A 19,564-nucleotide genomic window follows, 5' to 3' on the forward strand; every position below is an offset into this window, starting at 1 on the left:
ACGAGGGGACTCATGACGCACCCAGACCTGGCAGGCAAGGCCGCGATTGTGACGGGTGCCGGCGCCGGGATCGGTCTCGCGATCGCGCAGCGGCTCGCCGACGAGGGCTGTCGCGTGCTGTGCGCGGACATTGACGGTTCCGCCGCCGAAGCCGCGGCGATGAAGATCGGTGGCGGCGCGATCGGCCACCGCGCCGACGTCAGCGACGAGAGCCAGGTGGTCGGAATGGTCGAAGCCTGTGTCGCCGAGTTCGGTGGCGTCGACAAGCTCGTCGCAAACGCGGGCATCGTGCATTTCGCTCCGCTCACCGAGACGACCGTCGAGGACTTCGACCGGGTGATCGCGATCAATCTCCGTGGTGCGTGGTTGTGCACGAAACATGCGGCGCCCAGGATGGTCGAGCGGGGCGGCGGGGCGATCGTCAACATGTCATCGCTGGCGGGCCAGATCGCCGCCGCCGGCTCGGCCGCCTACGGCATGTCCAAGGCCGGGATCATCCATCTCAGCCGCATCACCGCCGCCGAATTACGTTCGAGCAACGTGCGTTCCAACGCGGTGCTGCCCGCATTCGTCGACACACCGATGCAGCAGACCGCGATGACGATGTTCGACCAGGTGCTGGGCGAGGGTGGGGCGGACACGATGATCGAACGCCTCCAGGGTCGGATGGCCGGACCCGAAGAGATCGCAGGCGTCGTCGCGTTCCTGCTGTCGGACGACGCCTCGATGGTGAACGGAACCGCTCAAATCGCAGATGGCGGAACCCTTTCAGCGCTGTGGTGAGCTCCTGCTCATCAGGATGGCCAGCACGAGGGCGGTGATCTCATCCTCGACGCCGACGTAACGCCGAAGATGCCAGGTCCGGACGGCGTCGTCGATGAAGTTGGTCGCGGCCGCGACGAGCAGCCGAGCCTGGGGGACGGTGGTCTGCGGTACCTGCTGACAGATGAGGTCGATCCAAACCGCCTCGCGGTCGGCCTGATTTCGCGTGTAGCCGTCGCTGACTTCAGTGGATGCGTGCGACAGCTCGGTGATCGACACCGACACGAGGTCGGGATCGTCCAGGCTGATGCGGGTGCGGCCCTCGATGAGGCTACGCAGGCACTCAGCCGGTTCTTGATCCCTGCGCAATGCGCGGATGGTCTCGAGGTTCCACCACTCGTCGAGACGCCGGATCAGCGCGTCCAGAATGGCCTGTTTGGACGAGAAGGTGCGGTACAGGCCCGGCCCCGCAATCCCCGCGCCCTTTCCGATCTCGCTGGTGCTGACGGCGGGGTAGCCCTGGGCGCGGAACAGCCGTGCGCCGGTGGCCAGCAAGGTCTCGTGGCGGGAGAACAGCGCACGTGTCTCGTCCGGCGCCGCATCCAGCGGCGCCAATTCACGAACTGGCGGGGTCAGTGCCGCAGCCATGCACGCTCGTGACAGGAGGTCTGTCAGCTCGTCTTTCGGCAGGGTCAGGTTGTGCCGGCCGAGGCTGGTCAGCGTGCTGGCCACCGCCCACGCGCGAAGTTCGGTGTGTGCGGGGCTCAAGTCGCCGGTCTCGAGCCGGACCCCTTCGTGCATCCCGGCGACGATCGCATTGATGCGTCGGCGCACCTCGGCCCGCTCGGTGTCGTCGAGGTAGCGGGCCTCGCGCTGCCACAGCACCGACAGTGATCGAGACGCGACGGCTGCAGCGATCAGGTCTTCCAGCTCGGCGCTCAGCGGCTTGGGGGTCGACGGTACGTCGCCCTGGGCGTCCATCCGCGCGCTCTGGTACTGCTCCTGGCCCATCTGGATGGCCGCGGCAAGCAACGCCTGCTTGTTGTCGTAGTGGCGATACAACGCGCGCGCGGTGACGCCGGCCGCCTCGGCGATGTCCTCGAGCTTGACCGAGTGGAAGCCACGATCGATGAAGAGCCGGACCGCCTGCTCCAGGATCTGCTGCTTCCGGTCCTTCGGCCTGCGCTTGACGGTTGAGACCGCGGGCTCCACCGCGCGTTGCCCCCCTTCTCGCTTGCTCGGATCACCAAATCCTGCCAGACGCCTCCGTTTTTGAGCGGACGCGACCTGCGCTGGCGCAGGGGACGAATTGCGGGGCATGGCGAATGCGAGGACGTCGAACCGGGGCCGTCTCAGCGCCTACAGCTTGAATCCGCTTTGGCGTTCGAAGTCCGCGAGGTCGAAATAGTCGGAGAAGCGGGTGATTTTGTCGTTCTTGACGACGAACACCCCGGTGACCGGCAGCACGACCTTCCTGCCGTCTTTCATCGTGAAGTAGTCGACGCGCTCGGCGAGCACCAGACCCGGTTCGGCCGCGAGCGTGATGATGTCGAGCTTGGCTTCGGCGAACGCGTCGAGGAATGCCTGAAAGATCGCGCGGATGCCGGCGATGCCCTCGATCGGCTTGACGGGCACGTTGTGGTACACGGCGTCGTCGGCGAAGGCACCGCAAATGGTGTCGAGGTCGCGGCCCTCCCATGAACCGAGGAAGTCGCGGACAAGTTTCTCGCTGGCCTGCTTGGTGGGGGTCATCTGGATGCCTCCTCGGTGGCGATACGAGGCGGCCTCACGCTCACCACCTCAAGTGTGACGTACCAAACAGTACTATCAAGATACATCTATGAGCACAAGTAGCGATTTTCATCGTGCTTTGCCAAGCAATGAACTATAAATAAGCGTATTAACTATGGACATAAACGGATACAGCCGCGTACCCTCTCGGTTGTCACCGACCGACTTCGACCTGTCCGGATGGCCACTATGAGCTGCTCCACTCGTCGTCGCGCCGTCGCACCCGTGTGGTTCGCGCAGGCGCTGCCATTCGTGGTGGCAGCGTCGTCGCACACTCCGCAGCAAACCGCAGAGACGCCTCTGCGCATAGGTCTATGCCTCGTACGGGAGAGACTTATACCTCTTTCTGGAAGCAGCAACCGGCCCACCAAGGTCGATAGCGTTCCGCCTATGCCGTCCGGCGCTGACGACTTCCCGCAAAGATGCAAGGTCCCGACGACCCGTTGCTCGGTGGGTGCTTCGCGCCGTCCTCGCCCCGGGACGGCCACGCGATGGACGCGAACATGGTGATCTCTACGCAGACGGCGACGAAACCTGTCCGGGCGGTCGGCGGGTTCTTCGCCATGGCCCTCGACACTTTCGTGCTGATGTTCAGGCCGCCGTTCGCTTGGCGTGAGTACTTGGCGCAATGCTGGTTCGTTGCGCGGGTATCGACTCTCCCTGCGGTCCTGATGACGATCCCGTGGGCGGTGATATCGGGGTTTCTTTTCAACGTTCTGTTGGCCGATATCGGTGCCGCGGATTTCTCAGGAACCGGAGCGGCGATCTTCACGGTGTCCCAAAGCGGCCCGATCGTCACGGTGTTGGTGGTCGCCGGCGCGGGCGCGACGGCCATGTGCGCCGACCTTGGCGCGCGGACCATTCGCGAGGAACTCGATGCGCTTCGGGTGATGGGCATCAACCCGATTCAGGCGCTGGTGGTTCCGCGCGTACTCGCGGCCACCACGGTGTCGTTGGCGCTGAGCTCGGTGGTCATCATGACGGGTCTGGTCGGAGCGTTCATCTGCTCCGTGTATCTGATGCACGTCTCGGCGGGCGCGTGGGTGGCGGGACTGACAACGCTGACTCACATGACCGACGTGATCATCTCGATGATCAAGGCGACCCTGTTCGGATTGATGGCGGGGCTGATCGCCTGCTACCAAGGCATTTCGGTGGGTGGTGGCTCCGCCGGCGTGGGCCGTGCGGTGAACGAAACGGTGGTGTTCGCCTTCCTCGTGCTGTTCTTGATCAACATCATCGTCACCGCGGTCGGCGTCCCCTTCATGGTGTCGTGAGGTGCAATGAGGTGATGTCGTGACGTTGAGTGTTCCGAGCGGGCTCTATCCGCGGTTGCAGCGCATGAGGCACACCGTTGTGTCGGGGTGGGACCAGGTGGGTGCGCAGACGCGGTTCTATGCCACCACGTTGGCCGGGATTCCCGATGCCGTCGTCAACTACCGCAGCGAGTTGTTACGGGTGGTCGCCCAGATGGGTTTGGGCAGTGGGGCTCTCGCCGTGATCGGCGGAACCGTTGTGATCGTGGCCTTCCTGACGATGACCACCGGCGCGATTGTCGCTGTGCAGGGCTACAACCAATTGGCGTCGGTTGGTGTGGAGGCACTGACGGGCTTCGCGTCGGCGTTCTTCAATACCCGCGAGATCCAGCCGGGAACCGTGATGGTGGCGCTGGCGGCCACCGTCGGCGCAGGCAGCACCGCCCAGCTGGGGGCGATGCGAATCAACGAGGAGATCGATGCGCTGGAGGCCATCGGCATTCGCAGTGTGAGCTATCTGGCGTCCACCCGGGTGCTGGCCGGGGTGATCGTGGCGATTCCGTTGTTCTGCATCGGGCTGATGACGGCGTACTGGGCCGCCCGTATCGGCACCACCGCCATCTATGGCCAGGGCTCCGGTGTCTACGACCACTACTTCTATACGTATCTGAGCCCAACCGACGTCCTGTGGTCGCTGGGCGAAGTGGCCGCAGTCGCGTTGATGATCATGTTGCTGTGCACCTACTACGGCTACACCGCGCGCGGTGGGCCGGCGGGTGTGGGTGAAGCCGTCGGTCGGGCCGTGCGCGCATCGATGGTCATCGCGTCGGTCTTGATCCTGGTCATGACGCTGGCCATCTACGGGCAGTCCGGCAACTTCCACTTGGCCGGCTAGTGGCATGAAGCGCAGGGCAGGGACGTACCGCATCGCCACCGGTTGGTGGACGGTGATCTTGTTGGCGGCGATTGTCGCGTTCCTGGCGGTGACCGCGGCGTCGTTCGACGAGACCTTCCGTTCGTATGTGCCCGTGACGCTGAAATCGGATCGGGCGGGCTTGGTGATGGATACCAACGCCGATGTCATGATGCGTGGTGTCCAAGTCGGTCGGGTCAGTGAAATCGGCGGCGGGAAAGACAAAGCCAGCCTGAAGCTGGAGATCGATCCGGAGCAGATCCGCTTCATCCCGGCCAACGTGGAAGCTCAGATCAGCGCGACGACCGCGTTCGGCACCAAGTTCGTCGAGCTGGTGTATCCGCCGGACCCGAGCCCCAAGCGGCTGGCCGCCGGCGCGGTGTTGCATTCGAAAAACGTCAGCACAGAGATCAACACAGTCTTCGAGAACGTCGTCGAACTGCTCAAGCTGGTTGATCCGCTGAAGCTCAACGCGGTGCTGACCGCGGTCGCCGAGGGGGTGCGTGGCCAGGGTCCCAGGATGGGCCAAGCCGCAACGGATCTCAACGAGGTCTTGAAGGCACTGACTGCGCGTGCCGACACCATGAAAGAGAACTGGCGCTCGTTGAAGGATTTCGCCGATACCTTTGACGCCGCCGCCGAGGACATCGTGTCGATCCTCGACACCGTCAGCACCACGAGCACAACCATCACCGACCACGCGAGCGCGCTGGACGGGTTACTGCTCAACGTCACCGGTCTTTCGACGGCCGGTACAAATCTGCTGGCCTCCAGCAAGGACAATCTCGTCAAGGCGGTCAACACCCTCGAGCCGACGACGAACCTGCTGCTGCAACACAATCCGGTGTACACGTGCTTCCTGAAGGGCACCACGTGGTATCTGGAAAACGGCGGCTATGCGGCGTGGGGCGGCGATGGCCGCACTCTTCAACTCGACGTCGCCCTGCTGCTGGGTAACGATCCCTACGCGTATCCGAACAATCTGCCGATCGTCGCCGCCAAGGGCGGACCCGGCGGTGCACCCGGTTGCGGGTCGCTTCCGGACGCGACCAAGAACTTCCCGGTGCGCCAGTTGATCACCAACACCGGTTGGGGCACCGGACTGGACATCCGGCCCAATCCCGGTATCGGGCACCCGTGCTGGGCGAATTACTTCCCGGTGACCCGCGCCGTGCCCGAGCCGCCCAGCATTCGTCAGTGCCTTCCCGGCCCGGCGATCGGACCGGTCCCGTATCCGGGCGCACCGCCGTACGGCGCGCCGTTGTACGGGCCGGGTGGGGTGCCGTTGTGGCCGGGAGTGCCGCCGGCCCCGCCGCCGCCTCCGGCGCCACTCGAGCACAACGGGCAAGGGCCACCGTGATCGCCGAAGTCATCGCGACCGTCGACGATCCACCTGGGGAGGGGAGGTGCCGTGGCTGACTTCAGGGGGACCATTTGGCGGCTGGGCATCTTCCTGGCCGTGTGTGCGTTCGTTGCGTTCCTGACGCTGGCGATCTTCGGGCAGTTTCGCTTCGGCGGGGGCAACAGCTACTACGCCGAGTTCACCAATGTCTCCAACCTGAGGAAAGGCACGATCGTGCGGATCGCTGGGGTGGAGGTCGGCAAGGTGGAGAACATCTCGATCAACCCCGATGCGACTGTGCGCGTGCAGTTCTTCGCCGACAAGTCGGTCGTGCTGACGCGAGGCAGCAGGGCGGTGATCCGATACGACAACTTGTTCGGCGACCGCTATCTGGCACTGGAGGAAGGCACCGGCGGAGTCGAGACCTTGAGTCCCGGAGCGACGATCCCCCTGACCAACACCCAACCCGCGCTGGATCTGGACGCGGTGATCGGCGGTTTCAAGCCGCTGTTTCGCGCGTTGAACCCGGAGCAGGTCAACGACCTCACCCAGCAGTTGATAGAGGCGTTCGAGGGGCAGGGCCCCGCGATCGGGACCTTCCTGCAGCAGGCCGCGGTGGTGACGAATACGTTGGCGGACCGCGATCTGCTGATCGGACAGGTCATCGACAACCTCAACGTGGTGCTGGGCACGCTCGGCGGGCAGAGCGACCGGTTGGACAAAGCCGTGACATCGCTTTCCGAGTTGATCGGCGGGCTGAACGCACGCAGGACGGACATCGTCAACGCGGTGGCATACACCAACGCCGCCACCGAATCGCTGGCCGACCTGTTGGCGCAGGCCCGTGAACCGTTCAAAGAGGTTGTGGCACAGACCGATCGGGTGGCAAAGATCGCGGTGGATGACCACGAGTATCTCGACAACCTGCTCAACACGCTGCCCGACAGGTACCAGGCGCTGGTGCGGCAGGGGATATACGGCGACTACTTCAGCTTCTACCTGTGTGACGTCGTGCTCAAGCTCAACGGAAAAGGCGGTCAGCCGGTGTACGTCAAGGTAGCCGGGCAGAGCACGGGGCGGTGCGCGCCCAAGTGAAGTCATTCTCCGAGCGCAGTCCCCTGGTCATCGGTGCCGCGGGCATCGTGACCGTCGTCGTGATGGTGGTGGGCGCGCTGCAGTATCAGAACCTGCCGTTCCTCAACTCGGGCAGGCAGTACTCGGCGTATTTCGCCGACGCCGGCGGGTTGAACTCCGGTGCAGGCGTTGAAGTCTCGGGCTTCGTGGTGGGCAACGTGTCGTCGATCGAACTCGACGAGACCGGGGTGCTCGTCAAGTTCACGATCGACTCCGATGTGCGTCTCGGTGACCGCACCGAGGCCGCGATCAAGACGAAGAGCTTGTTGGGCGCCAAGATCGTCGACGTGACACCCCGGGGGAGCGGGGCACTCGACGGGCCTATTCCGCTCGACCGCACGGTGTCGCCGTACCAGCTGCCCGATGCGCTCGGTGACCTGGCGACGACGATCAGCGGCCTGAACACCGACCAGCTGTCGGACTCTCTGGCCACCTTGGCGAACACCTTCTCGGGTACCCCGCCCGCGCTGCAGGACGCGGTGGCGGGCGTGGCGCGGTTCGCGCAAGTACTCGACACGCGCGACACCCAGCTGCGCAAGCTGCTGGACAACGCGGCCCAGGCGACGGACGTGCTGGCAAAACGCACCGACCACATCGTGAGCCTGGTGAAGGACACCAATGCGCTCCTTGCGGCGCTGCGGACACAAAGCGCTGCCCTGGACCAGATTTGGGCGAACATCTCGGCGGTGTCGCGACAGCTGAACGGGTTCATCGCGGAGAACCGCGAGGAGTTGCAGCCGGCGCTGGACAAGCTCAACGGAGTATTGGTGATCATCGATGACCGCAAGGAGCGGGTGCAGCAGTCCATCAAGCTGATCAACACCTATGTCATGTCGCTCGGCGAGTCGCTGTCGTCCGGCCCGTTCTTCAAAGCCTATGTGGTCAACCTGTTTCCGGGTCAGTTCGTGCAACCGTTCGTCGACGCCGCGTTCTCGGATCTCGGGCTGGATCCGGCCACGCTGCTGCCCTCGGAGCTGACCGATCCGCAGATCGGCCAACCGGGGACACCGGCGATGCCGGTGCCGTATCCGCGAACCGGTCAGGGCGGGGAGCCGAGGCTGCATCTGCCCGACGCGATCACCGGTAAACCGGGGGATCCGCGCTACCCCTACCGCGAACCGCCCCCAGCCCCACCGCCTGGCGGCCCACCTCCTGGACCGCCCGCGCCGCCGCCGCCCGGGATGGCGTCGGTGCCCGAACCCGTTCCCTCACCGGTTTACATGCCCGCGCCGGGTGAGGCGCCCCCCGTCGCGCAATCGGAGGCCCGCCCATGATTCGGGCCCAGATGAGGTCGCGGCGCACCGCCCGTGTCATCCTCGCGGCGCTGCTCGTTCCGGTGCTGGCCGCGGGTCTGATCGCCGCGGCCCGCATGCCCGCGCAGATCGCGCGGACGACCGTCGTCGCCTATTTCGAAAACAGCACAGGGTTGTTCGCCGGCGACCACATCCTCATCCGAGGCGTGCCCGTCGGCAAGATCGAAGCGATCGAACCCCAGCCCGAGCGCGCCAAGATCACCTTCTGGTTCGACAGCAAGTACAAGGTGCCGGCAGACGCCAAGGCCGTGATCCTGGCGCCGCAGTTGGTCACCGGCCGGACGATCCAGCTCACCCCGCCCTACACGGGCGGGCCGACGATGGCCGACGGCGCAGTGATCCCGAAGGACCGCACCGCGGTGCCCGTCGAATGGGACGACCTACGCGTTCAACTCGAACGGCTGACCGAGCTGCTCAAGCCGACCAAGCCCGGTGGCGTGAGCACGCTGGGTGCACTGATCAACACCACCGCGGACAACCTGCGCGGGCAGGGCCCCACCATCCGCGACACGATCATCAAACTCTCACAGGCGGTTTCGATCCTCGGCGATCACAGCGATGACATCTTCGCCACGTTCAAGAACCTCTCGACGCTGGTATCGGCCCTGAGTGACAGCGCCGATCTGCTCGAAGCGCTCAACCGCAACCTGGCTGAAGTGAGCACGCTGCTCGCCGACGATCCGGACAAAGTCGGACGTGCGGTCGAGGACCTGAACGCGGTCGTGGCTCACGTGAAGGACTTCGCTGCCGACAACACCGAGGCGATCGGCACGGCATCGGACAAGATGGCCTCGGTCACCCAGGCATTGGTCGACAGCCTCGACGACGTCAAGCAGACACTGCACATCGCCCCGACGGTGCTGCAGAACTACAACAACATCTACGAGCCCGCCAACGGTTCACTGACCGGCGCACTAGCCATCAACAACTTCGCGAACCCGATCTCGTTCCTGTGCGGTGCAATTCAATCAGCATCGCGGCTGAACGCCGAACAGTCGTCGAAGTTGTGCGCGCAGTACCTGGCGCCCATCGTGAAGAACCGGCAGTACAACTTCCCGCCGCTCGGGGAGAACCTCTTCGTCGGCACGCAGACCCGGCCCAACGAGGTCACCTACAGCGAGCCCTGGATGCGGCCCGACTTCGTACCGCCTGCCACCACACCGCCGCCGGGCGCCGCGTTGGCCGCCGAATCATCTGCCACCGACCCGGCCGACGGTCTGCGAGGCATGATGGTGCCGCCCGGAGGTACCCCGTGACCCGGCGACGCTGGCAGCGCGGGGCTGCCAACCTGACGATGGTCCTGATCGTGGCTGCGCTGGCCGGATGCGACTGGCGCGGGCTGAACTCGCTGCCGCTGCCCGGCACACAGGGCAGCGGCCCCGGTTCGTTTGTCATCCAGGCTCAATTGCCTGACGTCAACAACATCGAGCCGAACTCGCGGGTGCGGGTAGGTGACGTCACCGTCGGCCACGTCACCACGGTCGAGCGCCAGGGGTGGCACGCGTTGCTGACCATCCGCCTCAACGGTGATGTCGACCTGCCCGCCAATGCCACCGCCAAGATCGGTACCACCAGCCTGCTGGGTTCATTGCACATCGAGCTGGCGCCACCGACGACCGAACCGCCGAAAGGCAAGCTGCACAACGGATCACTTATCCCGCTGTCGCAGGGCGGCGCCTACCCGAGCACGGAGCAGACGCTGGCGGCGCTGTCGATGGTGCTCAACGGCGGGGGTCTGGGCCAGGTACAGGACATCACCGAGGCGTTCTCCACCGCGTTCCGGGGCCGCGAACAAGATGTGCGGAGCCTGATCACACAGCTGAACGAATTCACCGCCCACCTCGATGACCAGACCGGCGACATCATCGCCGCCACCGAGAGTCTCAACCGCCTCGTCGGGAAATTCAGTGCGCAGCAACCCGTTCTGGATCGCGCGCTCGCCACCGTCCCCGATGCGCTGGAAGTGCTCAACACGGAACGCGACAACCTGGTGCAGGCCGCCGATCAGCTGAGCAAGTTCAGCGCGCTGACCGTGGACACCGTGAATCAGACGAAGGAGAACCTCGTCAAGGAATTGCAGCAGGTCGGTCCGGTGCTGGACTCGCTGGCCAATGCGGGCCCAAGCCTGACCCGGTCGCTGAGTCTGCTTGCCACCTTTCCGTTTCCGAACGAGACCTTCGAGAACTTCCAACGCGGTGACTATGCCAATCTGACGGCCATCGTCGACCTGACGCTCAGCCGCATCGATCAAGGAATCTTCACGGGTACCCGATGGGAGTGCGATCTGACGTGGCTCGAGCTGCAGTGGGGCCGAACGATCGGCCAGTTCCCCAGCCCCTGCATGTCAGGCGGTCCGAACACCCCCGGGAATCCGCTTGCGATTCCTTACCGGTGGGATCAGGGGCCCTGACATGCATTTGAGCAGACGGGTCTGGATCCAGCTGACCATCTTCACGGTCGTGGCGCTCACCGCGGTCGGGATGATTGTGCTGCACTTCATCAACCTGCCCGCGATGCTGTTCGGGGTCGGCCGGTACACGGTGACGATGGAACTGCCGAGATCCGGTGGGCTGTACGAATCGGGCAACGTCACATACCGAGGTACCAAAGTCGGCCGGGTCGAGGCGGTGCGGCTGAGCGATACGGGCGTCGAGGCGGTGCTGTCGCTGCAGTCCGGCATCGAAATCCCGTCAGACCTCAGAGCCGAGGTGCACAGCCAGTCCGCGGTCGGTGAATCGTATGTCCTGCTGTTGCCGCGCAACGGCACCTCGCCCGCGTTGAAGAACGGTGACGTGATCCCGCTTGCCGACACCTCGGTACCGCCGGACGTCAACGCTCTACTCGCCGCCGCGAACACCGGCCTGCTGGCTGTACCCCGCGACAACCTCGAGACCGTGATCGACGAGGCTTACACGGCTGTCGGCGGGCTCGGCCCGGAGTTGTCACGCGTCGTCCAGGGCGCATCCACCCTGGCGATCGACGCTCGCGAGAATCTCGATCCGCTGACCACGCTGATCGACAAGGCCGACCCGGTGTTGGATTCGCAGACCAACACCTCGGATGCGATCCAGACGTGGGCTGCGCAGGTGGCCAGGGTGACCGCCGAATTGGAGACCCACGACGAGGCCGTCGCCAGCCTCATCGAAGAGGGCGGCCCCGCGGCCGCTCAGGCGCGCCAGCTGATCGAGCGGGTGCAGCCCACCATGCCGATACTGATGGCCAACCTCGTCAGCGTCGGGCAGGTCGCGCTCACCTACCAGAACGACATCGAACAGCTGCTGGTGGTGTTCCCCCAGGCCATCGCCGCGGGACAGGCCGGCATCGTCGGCAATCTCAACACCAAACAGGACTACAAGGGCCAGTACCTGAGCTTCAACCTGAACCTCAACCTGCCGCCACCGTGCACCACCGGGTTTCTGCCTGCCCAGCAGCAGCGCGTGGCATCGCTCGAGGACTATCCGCAGCGGCCGCCCGGCGACCTGTACTGCCGGATCCCGCAGGAATCGCAGTTCAACGTGCGCGGTGCCCGCAACATCCCGTGCGAAACGGTGCCGGGGAAACGTGCGCCCACGGTCAAGTTGTGCGAGAGCGACGAGGCGTACGTCCCGCTGAACGACGGGTTCAACTGGAAGGGGGATCCCAACGCCACGTTGACGGGGCAGGGGGTCCCGCAGTTGCCGCCCCCGCCGCCCAAGGCTGCGCCGCCCGCGACGCCGGTCCCCGTCGCGTCGTCCCCGATCGCCGCCGCCGAATACGACCCTGCGACAGGTAGTTTCATCGGGCCTGACGGTCGCCGGTACACCCAAACGGATCTCGCTGCCGGCGCGTCGAGCGACAAGACGTGGCAGACGATGCTGCTGCCACCGAGCTGATCAGTCGGACACGATACGAAGCGCGCCGGACGGGCACATCCTGACCGCGTTGCGGACGAGCTTCTCCTCGCCGGCAGCCACCTGATCGGAGGTGAGCACCACGATGCCGTCGGCGTCCTGGTCGAAAGTCGCGCCCGCGGTCATCACGCAAACGCCGGTGCCCATGCAGATCTCACGGTCACCCGCGATTCTCATCGAGAAAACGCCTGCAGGGTCAGCGCCGAGTTCATGAAGTCGCGGAAGTAGAGCCAGCGGCCGGCACGCAGCGTGATGATGTGCGCGAACTCCGATTCCCATTCGTACCCGTTGTCGAGGCGTCGGAATCGTTGGTGGCCCCACGTCGCCAGCTCGTCGCCCTGGGCGATGAACTTCCAGGCCTCCATCTCGGTGATGGCGATCGATTCCCCGACCCTGGTGAAGAACTTCACCGCCTCATCGAAGCCCTGGTAGTCACCCGCGTAGGGAATCCCGTCGGTCCCGTAGTAGGTGATGCGCACCTCGGGATCGAGGAGATCCAACGCGGTTTGGAGATCGCCTGCGGGCACCGCGGCGTAGATGGCTTTGGTCGTCGCGATGTTGGTCGCCTCGTCGGGAGTCATGAAAGGTGAAGGGGGAGGCGAACATAGGCATGGGTGAGCAGGCTCGCGGTCTGCTTGGTGCCGGGGTCGTCGGTCAGCGAGATCGTCTGATACCGATCGAGCACCGCGTTGATCACCGCCACGACCTCGAGGCGGGCTAGTGATGCGCCGAGGCAGAAGTGCAGGCCGTGCCCCATCGACAGCTGCTGGCGGATGTTGGGCCGGTCGATGTCGAGCTTGCCGGGATCTGGGAACACGTCGGGATCTCGATTGGCCGAGCCGAAAAACAGTGCGACCCAGTCACCTTTGCGGATCTGCTTTCCGCCGACCTCGACGTCCCGGGTGGCGATGCGGAACAGGCGCTGCGGCGGCCCGTCGACCCGCATCGCCTCCTCGACGAAGACGTTCACCAGTGTGCGGTCGTCACGCAGCCGCGCGGTGGTTTCGGGGTCGCGCGCCATCGCATGCAACAGGTTGCCGATCAGGAACGTGGTGGTCTCACTGCCCGCCACCACCAGCGTCACGCAGAATCGCACGATCTCCTCGGGCGTGAGGCGCTGCCCGTCGACCGCGGCCCGCAGCAGTGCGGAGATGAGGTCCTCGGCGTCCTCGACATCGTCGGTGGGGGTGCGCTCCGCCAACCGGGCGGTGTGCTCGGCGAGCCGGGTGGCGAACGTCGTCACCATCTCCTCGTTGCTCGCGATGCGTTCCTCAGGGGTCAGGGACGACGACAGCATGAACGCGTTGGCCCACCGACGGAAGCGGACGTGATCGCCGTCGGGCAAGCCCAGCAGCCGCACCATCGCGCGGGTCGGGATTTCGGCGGCGAACTCCATCACCTCGACATCGCCTTCGCCGAGGTCATCGAGCAGTTGCGGCACCAATTCGTCGAGCCAGGACTCGAGGCGCTTGACGCGGCGCGGCGAGAAGGCCTGGCTGACCAGTTTCCGTTCGACCTCGTGTTTGGGCGGATCGGTGTTGACGAGCATGAGGCTCGGCGCCGACGACGCCTCCTGCAGCGGATCACGCGACGAGAACGTCGCGCTGTCACGTGCGGCCTCGAAGACCTGGTCGTAGCGGAACAGCGCCCACGCGGTGACCGGTTCGTCGGCACCGGGGATCGTGCCGGGTGGCCAGTCGCGGTAACCCGCGACCGGCGACAGCGCCCGCAGCTGGTCGTACAGCGGATACGGATTGGCAATGCCCGCAGGCGTGGTGAGCAGCTCGAGGGCCGAAACGGTCGTTGATGACATGGCAATAGCCTGTGTCAGCGACCTGGGCAAATCGATCCCCCGATGGGGAGGACTCGTACCCCCTTACGAGGTTAATTGGCGGATCCGACCCCATTTACACAGTGTTGGGAGGACAGTCAAGGGCGTGAGTGCTGTGACCGAAGAGCCTGATACGCCCGAGCTCGGCACCCTGACAGATGGTGATCATCCGGGTTGGGCGTCGCGCCCGGTGAAGGAGTCCGAGGCGGCGCGCCGGTATCGGGAGACGTTCGAGGGCTGCGAGATAGACCCCGCCGAGGATCCGTTGGCGGTGGTGGCCGAGGCGGTCGACGCCAAGGCGACCCTGGTGCGCAATTCGCTGGAAGGGGTGGGCGACGAGGACGCACTGAACGCGCTCGACGCGGTGCTCGATCTGGTTGCGCTGGAACGCGAGTTGATCGAGGACGGTGCGCGACGGCGCACCTTCGCGCTGTTGGCCGTACAAGAAGGGCTGAGCAAGCTGCGGGTCATCGACGACGTCGCCACGATCGTCGACCGTGCGCCGCGCGAGTTGGTGGAGTCGTGCGGCTTCGACCGGGCCGTGCTGTTCCGCGTTCACGAAGGCCGGATGGTCATGGAGTCAGCGTATTTCGGCGACGACTGCGAGGGCGCGAAGAAGATGGTCGCCTTCGCGCAGTCGGTGGCGCCGCCGCTGAACCACATGCTCCTGGAGACCCAGATGATCCGTCGCCACGCGCCCGCGATTGTGCGCGACGCCCGCAACGATGCACGCGTCAACCGGCCGATCGTCGATTTCTCGCTGACGCATTCCTATGTGGCGGCGCCGGTGATGCCGACGGGCAAGGTGATCGGATTCCTGCACGCCGACCGGCTCTACTCCGGTCGGACCGTCGACGAGATCGACCGCGACACCGTGTGGGCGTTCGCGGAGGGCTTCGGGTACGCGTACGAGCGCACCGTTCTGCTCGAGCGCATGCGTCGCCAGCGGGCAGAAGTCCGGCGCGCGTTGGCATCTGCCGACGAGGCCGCACGCGCGCTCCAGGATGCGGATCTGGACCTCGCCAAGATCGAGCCGGTCGAACGCAGCCCGGCTGCGCAGTCGCTGGCCGAGGTCCAGACGCGGGTGATGGCGATGCTGACTCGTCGCGAGATCGAGGTCCTTCGCCTGATGGCGGCTGGCCGCACGAATCAGCAGATCGCCGACGAGCTCGTGATCTCTGCCGGCACAGTCAAGTCTCACGTCAAGCGGGTACTGAGGAAGCTCCATGCGACCAACCGCGCCGAGGCCGCTTCTGCATACGTGCGATTGGCCAGCATCCCGCAACCAAACGGCTAGCGCGGATCCATACCCGCTGCGCGATACGCGGCGTCGACGTAGGCCATGTTCTCCACCGCGTCTGCGGTGTCGAGCGGCAGCGGCGCGCCGTGAAGCACGTGCGCGGCGAACGCCTCCAACTGGTAGGTGTACGACGGGCGCGTGCCCAGATGGTCGACGGTGGTGCCGGCCGGCGTGCGGACGGTGATGCGGTCGTCCTCGTGGGGCTTGATGAAGTTGTGCACGTGCACATCTCCCTTGGTGCCGACGATGTCGATCGTGAACGCGTAGTCGTCGGCGACCATCGAGTTGGTGCTCAGTCCCGTCGCCCCGTTGGGGAAGGCGAGCTCGACATCGCACCACGCGTCGATGCCGGGGCGGTACTCCTTCGCATGTGCCCGCACGATCGACGGATGGCCCAAACGCCGCATGATGTGTAATCCGTAGCAGCCCAGGTCCATCAGCGCACCGCCCGCCAGCTCGAGCGACCACCGCGGGTCGTCGGCGCCCGGTTCCGGCATGGCCATGTGCACCTCGGCGCGGGTGATGTCGCCAAGGGTGCCGTCACCGGCCAGTTCCAGGGCGCGGCGCGTCACCGGGTGGAACAGATAGTGAAATGCTTCCATGACGGGGACGCCGGCCGCGTCGGCTGCCTCGGCGACGCGTATCGCCTCAGTACGGTTGCGGGCGAACGGTTTCTCGGTGAGCACCGGCTTACCCGCTGCCACCGCCGCGAGATTCCACGGCGCGTGCAGCGCGTTGGCCAACGGGTTGTAGACGACATCGACCTCGGGATCGTCGATCACATCCTGATACGTGGCCACCACGCGTTCCACGTCGTGTTGTTCGGCGAACGCCTGCGCGCGGTGCTGATCGCGCGCCGCCACGGCCACCAGCCGGTGACCCAGTTCGCGTGCGGGGCAGACGATCGCGAACTCGGCGATACGGGAGGCCCCGAGCACGCCGATGCGCAAGCTCATGCCGGCACGCGGCCGCACACGTCATGCAGGAACGCCACACTGGTGCGCACGTCGCGCACCGGACCCTCGTCGGTGGGCTCGCCATCGAGGATGGTGTCCTGCTCCATGACGAACCAGCCGTCGAAACCGTTGCTGCGCAGAGCGGTAACGATGCCCGCGATGTCCACGTCGCCCTGCCCGAGCGGCGTGTACATGCCCTGCCGTACCGCCTCGGTGTACGTGAGCTCGCCGGACTGTACCCGGGTGGCGAGTGCCGCATCGACATCCTTGAGATGCGCGTGTGCGATTCGACTCGGCACCTCACGGGTCAGCGCCAGCGGATCCGTGCCGCCGATCAGCAGGTGCCCGGTGTCGAGGCACAGCTTGATACTGGTGCCCTCCAGCACCCGGTCCACCTCGGCGCGCGTCTCGACCATGGTGCCGACATGAGGATGGAGCACCGCGAGCACGCCGCGCTCGGCGGCCGCATCGGCGAGGCGGTCGAGATTGGTCAAGAGTGTGGCCCATTGGTTGTCGTCTAGCGTCGGCCGTGCGTCGTACCCCTCTGCGCCCGTCGCCGCCGCCAGCACGAGCACGTCGGCGCCACAGGCGATCAGCGCGTCGAGCGGGCCCGCGATGTCGGCCACCGGGTCATGGCCGGCGTCGTGAAGCACCACGGGGACGAACATGCCAACGCAGCGCAGGTCGTGTGACGCGAGCAGCGCGGTCAGCTCGCCCGGCTCGGACGGCAGAAAGCCCTCAGGTCCCAACTCGGTGGCGGACAACCCGACCTCGCGCATTTCGGTGAGCACGCGATCGGCGTCGAGCTGATGGCCCCAGCCGGATACCTCACATACTCCCCACGAAATCGGTGCGCCTGCGATCTTCAGTGTGGTCACCGTGACCTGACCTCCTTGATGCTCACGGGAACTCGGCGCTGCAGTGACTCGGTGGCCGCTTCGGCCAGCCAGGCGACCTCGACCGCGTCCGCCACCGTGCATGCCGGGGCGGCCTCGCCCTTGACCACGTCGACGAACGCGCTGAGCTCTGCGCGGAACGCCGCGGTGAAGCGGTCCATGAAGAAGTGGTGGGCGGGCCCGTGCGGAAAGTCGTTGCCGGGGTCGACGTTTCGCACCGGTACGCCTTGATCCCAGCCTGCGACAACCGTGTCGTGGAACCCGTGCACCTCGAGACGGCAGTCGTAGCCGTGTGCGTTGTACCGCGCCGCCGACACCACTCCGAGCGTGCCTTCCTCGAAGGTGACGACAACGGCGGCGGTATCGACATCGCCCAACTCGGCGAACTTCGGGTCCCCCTGAACGCTTCCAGTGGCGTACACCTCGACGGCCTGTTGCCCGGTGATCCAGCGGAGCACGTCGAAATCGTGTACCGCACAGTCGCGGAAGATCCCGCCCGAACCCGCGATGTACTCCATCGGCGGGGGAGCCGGGTCCATCGTCGTGCTGCGCACGGTGTGCAGGGCGCCCAGTGAACCGTTGTCGACCGCACGCTTGGCGGCGGCGAACGCGGCGTCGAACCGTCGCTGGTAACCCACCTGAACCGGTACGCCCGACCGCGCGATGACGTCGGCCACCCGCGCGCTCTCCACCGCCGTCGAGGCGATCGGCTTCTCGCAGAACGTGGGCAGCCCCTTGGCGACCGCGGCAAGCGTCAGCTCCGCATGCGCCGGCGTCGCCGCCGAGACGACGACACCGTCCACGCCGGACGCCAGCAGTGCGTCAACCGAATCGACAGGTTTTGCACCGTATTTGGCGGCCACGGCGGTGACGACCTCGGGACATTCGTCGGTGACGACCAACCCGTCGATGCCCTCCAGCCCCGAGAGGGTGTCGGTGTGGAAGGCGCCGATGCGGCCCAATCCGATCACGCCGAGGGTGGTCATGGCAGTCTCCGTTCTTCTTGGGTGCGCAGGACAACGTCGAGTTCGTCTGCGCTGAGGTCATCGGCGAGCGCCGCCAGCACCGTGTCGACCTGGCTGGGCGGGGCCAGGCTGCCGATGGGCTGATCGCTGTCGAGGTTGGTGGGGAAGGCGTAGCCCTCCGCGGTGGCGACCACCGCGTTGTAGAGGTCCCGCCGCGGGCGACCGGCGGCCTTCATCGCCAGCAGCGAGGGATAGATCGCGCGGATCATCGCCGTGCGGTCCAGTGCTTCCATCGCCCGGCCGAATGGTGACGAAATCTGCAGCAGGTTCGCGATCCGGCGGATGTCGCTCGAAACATTCGACCCCGCACCGTGATACAGGGCCGGGTTGAAGAACACCGCATCGCCCTTGCGCAGGGGGAGCTGCACGTGATGGTCGGCGAAGAAGCTGACGAACTCGGGCCGATTGAACGCGAGGTATCCGCCTGCGAACCGCTGCGAGTACGGCAGGAGCATCGTCGGGCCGCTCTTCACAGGCATGTCGCAGTGGGCGACGGCGCCCTGCAGCGTCAACACCGGAGATGTGCGGTGCAGATGCGCCGGGTACTGCGCGAGATGCTCGGCCGGTACGAAACCCAGGTGATAGTCACGATGCGGAACCTGCTGTATGCCACCGGGGTTGACGACGTTGGCCTGCGAGGTGACCTGGTAGCGCGGCCCCAGCCAGGCCTCGCAGACGATCGCGAGGGTGTCGTTGGCGTAGTACTCGGCGAACACATCGGGCGCGTGCAGCGCCAGCTTCTGTGCGGCGTTCCAGATCCGGTCGTTGGCGCCGGGCCTGCCGAAATGATCGCCCGCGGCCGTGCCGGCGTCGCGCTGTGCGGCGATGATCGAGAAGAAGCCTTCGTTGGCGCGGTCGACGACGTCGGGGGAGAAGGCGTTCTCGAAGACCACCACGCCGGGGCCGTCCGCGAGGGCGTGGATCAGCTCGGACTGCAGGTCGCGCCGGTCGGCGTCCGCCACCGCCGCGGCGGAGTACACCGGCACGTTGTGTCGCACGTCGCTGGCGTTCGGGTAGTCGCCGGGTGCCGTGTCGCGAAGCACCTGGGCGCGGAAGTCGTCGAGCCGGCAGTCGGACTCGTCGATCCACGCTGCGTGAGTCGTCGTCGCTGGTGCGGCCATGGCAGTTAGTCTTGCTGTGATACTCGCCGCAATC

At 65.8% G+C, this 19,564-nt stretch carries 19 protein-coding genes; 10 read left to right on the forward strand and 9 right to left on the reverse strand.

Going from position 1 to position 19,564, the window contains the following annotated elements:
• Positions 1-12: 12 nt before the first annotated feature.
• Entirely contained in the window at positions 13-783 is a 771-nt protein-coding gene (locus H7J93_RS07525; RefSeq protein ID WP_267305655.1) for an SDR family oxidoreductase, read from the forward strand.
• Here the strand turns inward: H7J93_RS07525 and H7J93_RS07530 are convergent.
• Both H7J93_RS07530 and H7J93_RS07535 read right to left on the reverse strand, forming a co-directional pair.
• Positions 769-1,974 (reverse strand): TetR/AcrR family transcriptional regulator, encoded by a 1,206-nt coding sequence (locus tag H7J93_RS07530; protein WP_267305656.1) that lies wholly within the window; start codon positions 1,972-1,974, stop codon positions 769-771. The two genes, H7J93_RS07525 and H7J93_RS07530, sit on opposite strands and share 15 nt — an antisense overlap.
• Before the next feature lie 147 nt (positions 1,975-2,121).
• A complete protein-coding gene (locus tag H7J93_RS07535) occupies positions 2,122-2,514 on the reverse strand; it encodes a limonene-1,2-epoxide hydrolase family protein (RefSeq protein ID WP_267305657.1) in 393 nt (130 codons plus the stop codon).
• A gap of 530 nt (positions 2,515-3,044) precedes the next feature.
• Here H7J93_RS07535 and H7J93_RS07540 point away from each other — a divergent pair.
• The 8 genes from H7J93_RS07540 to H7J93_RS07575 all read left to right on the forward strand — a co-directional run bounded on the left by H7J93_RS07540 (position 3,045) and on the right by H7J93_RS07575 (position 12,383).
• Entirely contained in the window at positions 3,045-3,830 is a 786-nt protein-coding gene (locus H7J93_RS07540) for an MlaE family ABC transporter permease (protein ID WP_267305952.1), read from the forward strand.
• 64 nt (positions 3,831-3,894) lie between these two features.
• Positions 3,895-4,704, forward strand: a complete 810-nt coding sequence (locus tag H7J93_RS07545; protein WP_267305953.1) for an ABC transporter permease — start codon at positions 3,895-3,897, stop codon at positions 4,702-4,704.
• A gap of 4 nt (positions 4,705-4,708) precedes the next feature.
• Positions 4,709-6,082: an MCE family protein gene (locus tag H7J93_RS07550; protein ID WP_267305658.1), complete on the forward strand. Its 1,374-nt coding sequence runs from the start codon at positions 4,709-4,711 to the stop codon at positions 6,080-6,082.
• 51 nt (positions 6,083-6,133) lie between these two features.
• Positions 6,134-7,159, forward strand: a complete 1,026-nt coding sequence (locus H7J93_RS07555; protein ID WP_267305659.1) for a virulence factor Mce family protein — start codon at positions 6,134-6,136, stop codon at positions 7,157-7,159.
• Positions 7,144-8,472 carry an MCE family protein gene (locus tag H7J93_RS07560; RefSeq protein ID WP_267305660.1) on the forward strand — a complete coding sequence of 443 codons (1,329 nt, stop codon included), beginning with the start codon at positions 7,144-7,146 and terminating at the stop codon, positions 8,470-8,472. The genes H7J93_RS07555 and H7J93_RS07560 overlap by 16 nt, the downstream gene beginning before the upstream one ends.
• An 11-nt stretch (positions 8,473-8,483) precedes the next feature.
• Complete coding sequence (locus H7J93_RS07565; RefSeq protein ID WP_267305954.1) at positions 8,484-9,767, forward strand: virulence factor Mce family protein; 1,284 nt, start codon at positions 8,484-8,486, stop codon at positions 9,765-9,767.
• A gap of 38 nt (positions 9,768-9,805) precedes the next feature.
• Positions 9,806-10,921, forward strand: a complete 1,116-nt coding sequence (locus H7J93_RS07570; protein ID WP_267305955.1) for a virulence factor Mce family protein — start codon at positions 9,806-9,808, stop codon at positions 10,919-10,921.
• Position 10,922: 1 nt separating this feature from the next.
• Positions 10,923-12,383, forward strand: a complete 1,461-nt coding sequence (locus tag H7J93_RS07575) for an MCE family protein (RefSeq protein ID WP_267305661.1) — start codon at positions 10,923-10,925, stop codon at positions 12,381-12,383.
• On the opposite strand, the gene H7J93_RS07580 is transcribed toward H7J93_RS07575, so the two are convergent.
• Genes H7J93_RS07580 through H7J93_RS07590 form a run of 3 tightly spaced genes read right to left on the reverse strand, consistent with a single transcriptional unit; the run spans position 12,384 to position 14,214 of the window.
• Complete coding sequence (locus tag H7J93_RS07580) at positions 12,384-12,578, reverse strand: ferredoxin (protein ID WP_267305662.1); 195 nt, start codon at positions 12,576-12,578, stop codon at positions 12,384-12,386.
• Positions 12,575-12,982 (reverse strand): nuclear transport factor 2 family protein, encoded by a 408-nt coding sequence (locus H7J93_RS07585; protein ID WP_267305663.1) that lies wholly within the window; start codon positions 12,980-12,982, stop codon positions 12,575-12,577. Before H7J93_RS07585 ends, H7J93_RS07580 begins: the two co-directional genes overlap by 4 nt.
• Positions 12,979-14,214, reverse strand: a complete 1,236-nt coding sequence (locus H7J93_RS07590; RefSeq protein ID WP_267305664.1) for a cytochrome P450 — start codon at positions 14,212-14,214, stop codon at positions 12,979-12,981. Before H7J93_RS07590 ends, H7J93_RS07585 begins: the two co-directional genes overlap by 4 nt.
• A gap of 124 nt (positions 14,215-14,338) precedes the next feature.
• On the opposite strand from H7J93_RS07590, the gene H7J93_RS07595 reads away from it, so the two are divergent.
• On the forward strand, positions 14,339-15,529 hold the full coding sequence (locus tag H7J93_RS07595; RefSeq protein WP_267305665.1) for a LuxR C-terminal-related transcriptional regulator: 1,191 nt from the start codon (positions 14,339-14,341) through the stop codon (positions 15,527-15,529).
• Here the strand turns inward: H7J93_RS07595 and H7J93_RS07600 are convergent.
• Genes H7J93_RS07600 through H7J93_RS07615 form a run of 4 tightly spaced genes read right to left on the reverse strand, consistent with a single transcriptional unit; the run spans position 15,526 to position 19,530 of the window.
• Complete coding sequence (locus H7J93_RS07600) at positions 15,526-16,488, reverse strand: Gfo/Idh/MocA family protein (protein ID WP_267305666.1); 963 nt, start codon at positions 16,486-16,488, stop codon at positions 15,526-15,528. The genes H7J93_RS07595 and H7J93_RS07600 overlap by 4 nt on opposite strands.
• On the reverse strand, positions 16,485-17,366 hold the full coding sequence (locus H7J93_RS07605; protein ID WP_267305667.1) for a sugar phosphate isomerase/epimerase family protein: 882 nt from the start codon (positions 17,364-17,366) through the stop codon (positions 16,485-16,487). The genes H7J93_RS07600 and H7J93_RS07605 overlap by 4 nt, the downstream gene beginning before the upstream one ends.
• Positions 17,363-18,370: a Gfo/Idh/MocA family protein gene (locus tag H7J93_RS07610; RefSeq protein WP_267305668.1), complete on the reverse strand. Its 1,008-nt coding sequence runs from the start codon at positions 18,368-18,370 to the stop codon at positions 17,363-17,365. Before H7J93_RS07610 ends, H7J93_RS07605 begins: the two co-directional genes overlap by 4 nt.
• Positions 18,367-19,530: a phytanoyl-CoA dioxygenase family protein gene (locus tag H7J93_RS07615; protein WP_267305669.1), complete on the reverse strand. Its 1,164-nt coding sequence runs from the start codon at positions 19,528-19,530 to the stop codon at positions 18,367-18,369. Before H7J93_RS07615 ends, H7J93_RS07610 begins: the two co-directional genes overlap by 4 nt.
• Positions 19,531-19,564 lie beyond the last annotated feature (34 nt).

It is taken from the genome of Mycobacterium barrassiae, from assembly GCF_025822765.1.
Taxonomy (GTDB): domain Bacteria; phylum Actinomycetota; class Actinomycetes; order Mycobacteriales; family Mycobacteriaceae; genus Mycobacterium; species Mycobacterium barrassiae.

Bases quoted from the DNA above. Each gene is read 5' to 3' on its own strand.
- H7J93_RS07550 (WP_267305658.1), top strand. From the start codon at position 4,709: ATGAAGCGCAGGGCAGGGACGTACCGCATCGCCACCGGTTGGTGGACG.
- H7J93_RS07585 (WP_267305663.1), bottom strand. From the start codon at position 12,982: ATGACTCCCGACGAGGCGACCAACATCGCGACGACCAAAGCCATCTAC.
- H7J93_RS07575 (WP_267305661.1), top strand. From the start codon at position 10,923: ATGCATTTGAGCAGACGGGTCTGGATCCAGCTGACCATCTTCACGGTC.
- H7J93_RS07535 (WP_267305657.1), bottom strand. From the start codon at position 2,514: ATGACCCCCACCAAGCAGGCCAGCGAGAAACTTGTCCGCGACTTCCTC.
- H7J93_RS07525 (WP_267305655.1), top strand. From the start codon at position 13: ATGACGCACCCAGACCTGGCAGGCAAGGCCGCGATTGTGACGGGTGCC.
- H7J93_RS07580 (WP_267305662.1), bottom strand. From the start codon at position 12,578: ATGAGAATCGCGGGTGACCGTGAGATCTGCATGGGCACCGGCGTTTGC.
- H7J93_RS07590 (WP_267305664.1), bottom strand. From the start codon at position 14,214: ATGTCATCAACGACCGTTTCGGCCCTCGAGCTGCTCACCACGCCTGCG.
- H7J93_RS07600 (WP_267305666.1), bottom strand. From the start codon at position 16,488: ATGAGCTTGCGCATCGGCGTGCTCGGGGCCTCCCGTATCGCCGAGTTC.
- H7J93_RS07570 (WP_267305955.1), top strand. From the start codon at position 9,806: ATGGTCCTGATCGTGGCTGCGCTGGCCGGATGCGACTGGCGCGGGCTG.
- H7J93_RS07610 (WP_267305668.1), bottom strand. From the start codon at position 18,370: ATGACCACCCTCGGCGTGATCGGATTGGGCCGCATCGGCGCCTTCCAC.
- H7J93_RS07540 (WP_267305952.1), top strand. From the start codon at position 3,045: ATGGACGCGAACATGGTGATCTCTACGCAGACGGCGACGAAACCTGTC.
- H7J93_RS07565 (WP_267305954.1), top strand. From the start codon at position 8,484: ATGAGGTCGCGGCGCACCGCCCGTGTCATCCTCGCGGCGCTGCTCGTT.
- H7J93_RS07545 (WP_267305953.1), top strand. From the start codon at position 3,895: ATGAGGCACACCGTTGTGTCGGGGTGGGACCAGGTGGGTGCGCAGACG.
- H7J93_RS07615 (WP_267305669.1), bottom strand. From the start codon at position 19,530: ATGGCCGCACCAGCGACGACGACTCACGCAGCGTGGATCGACGAGTCC.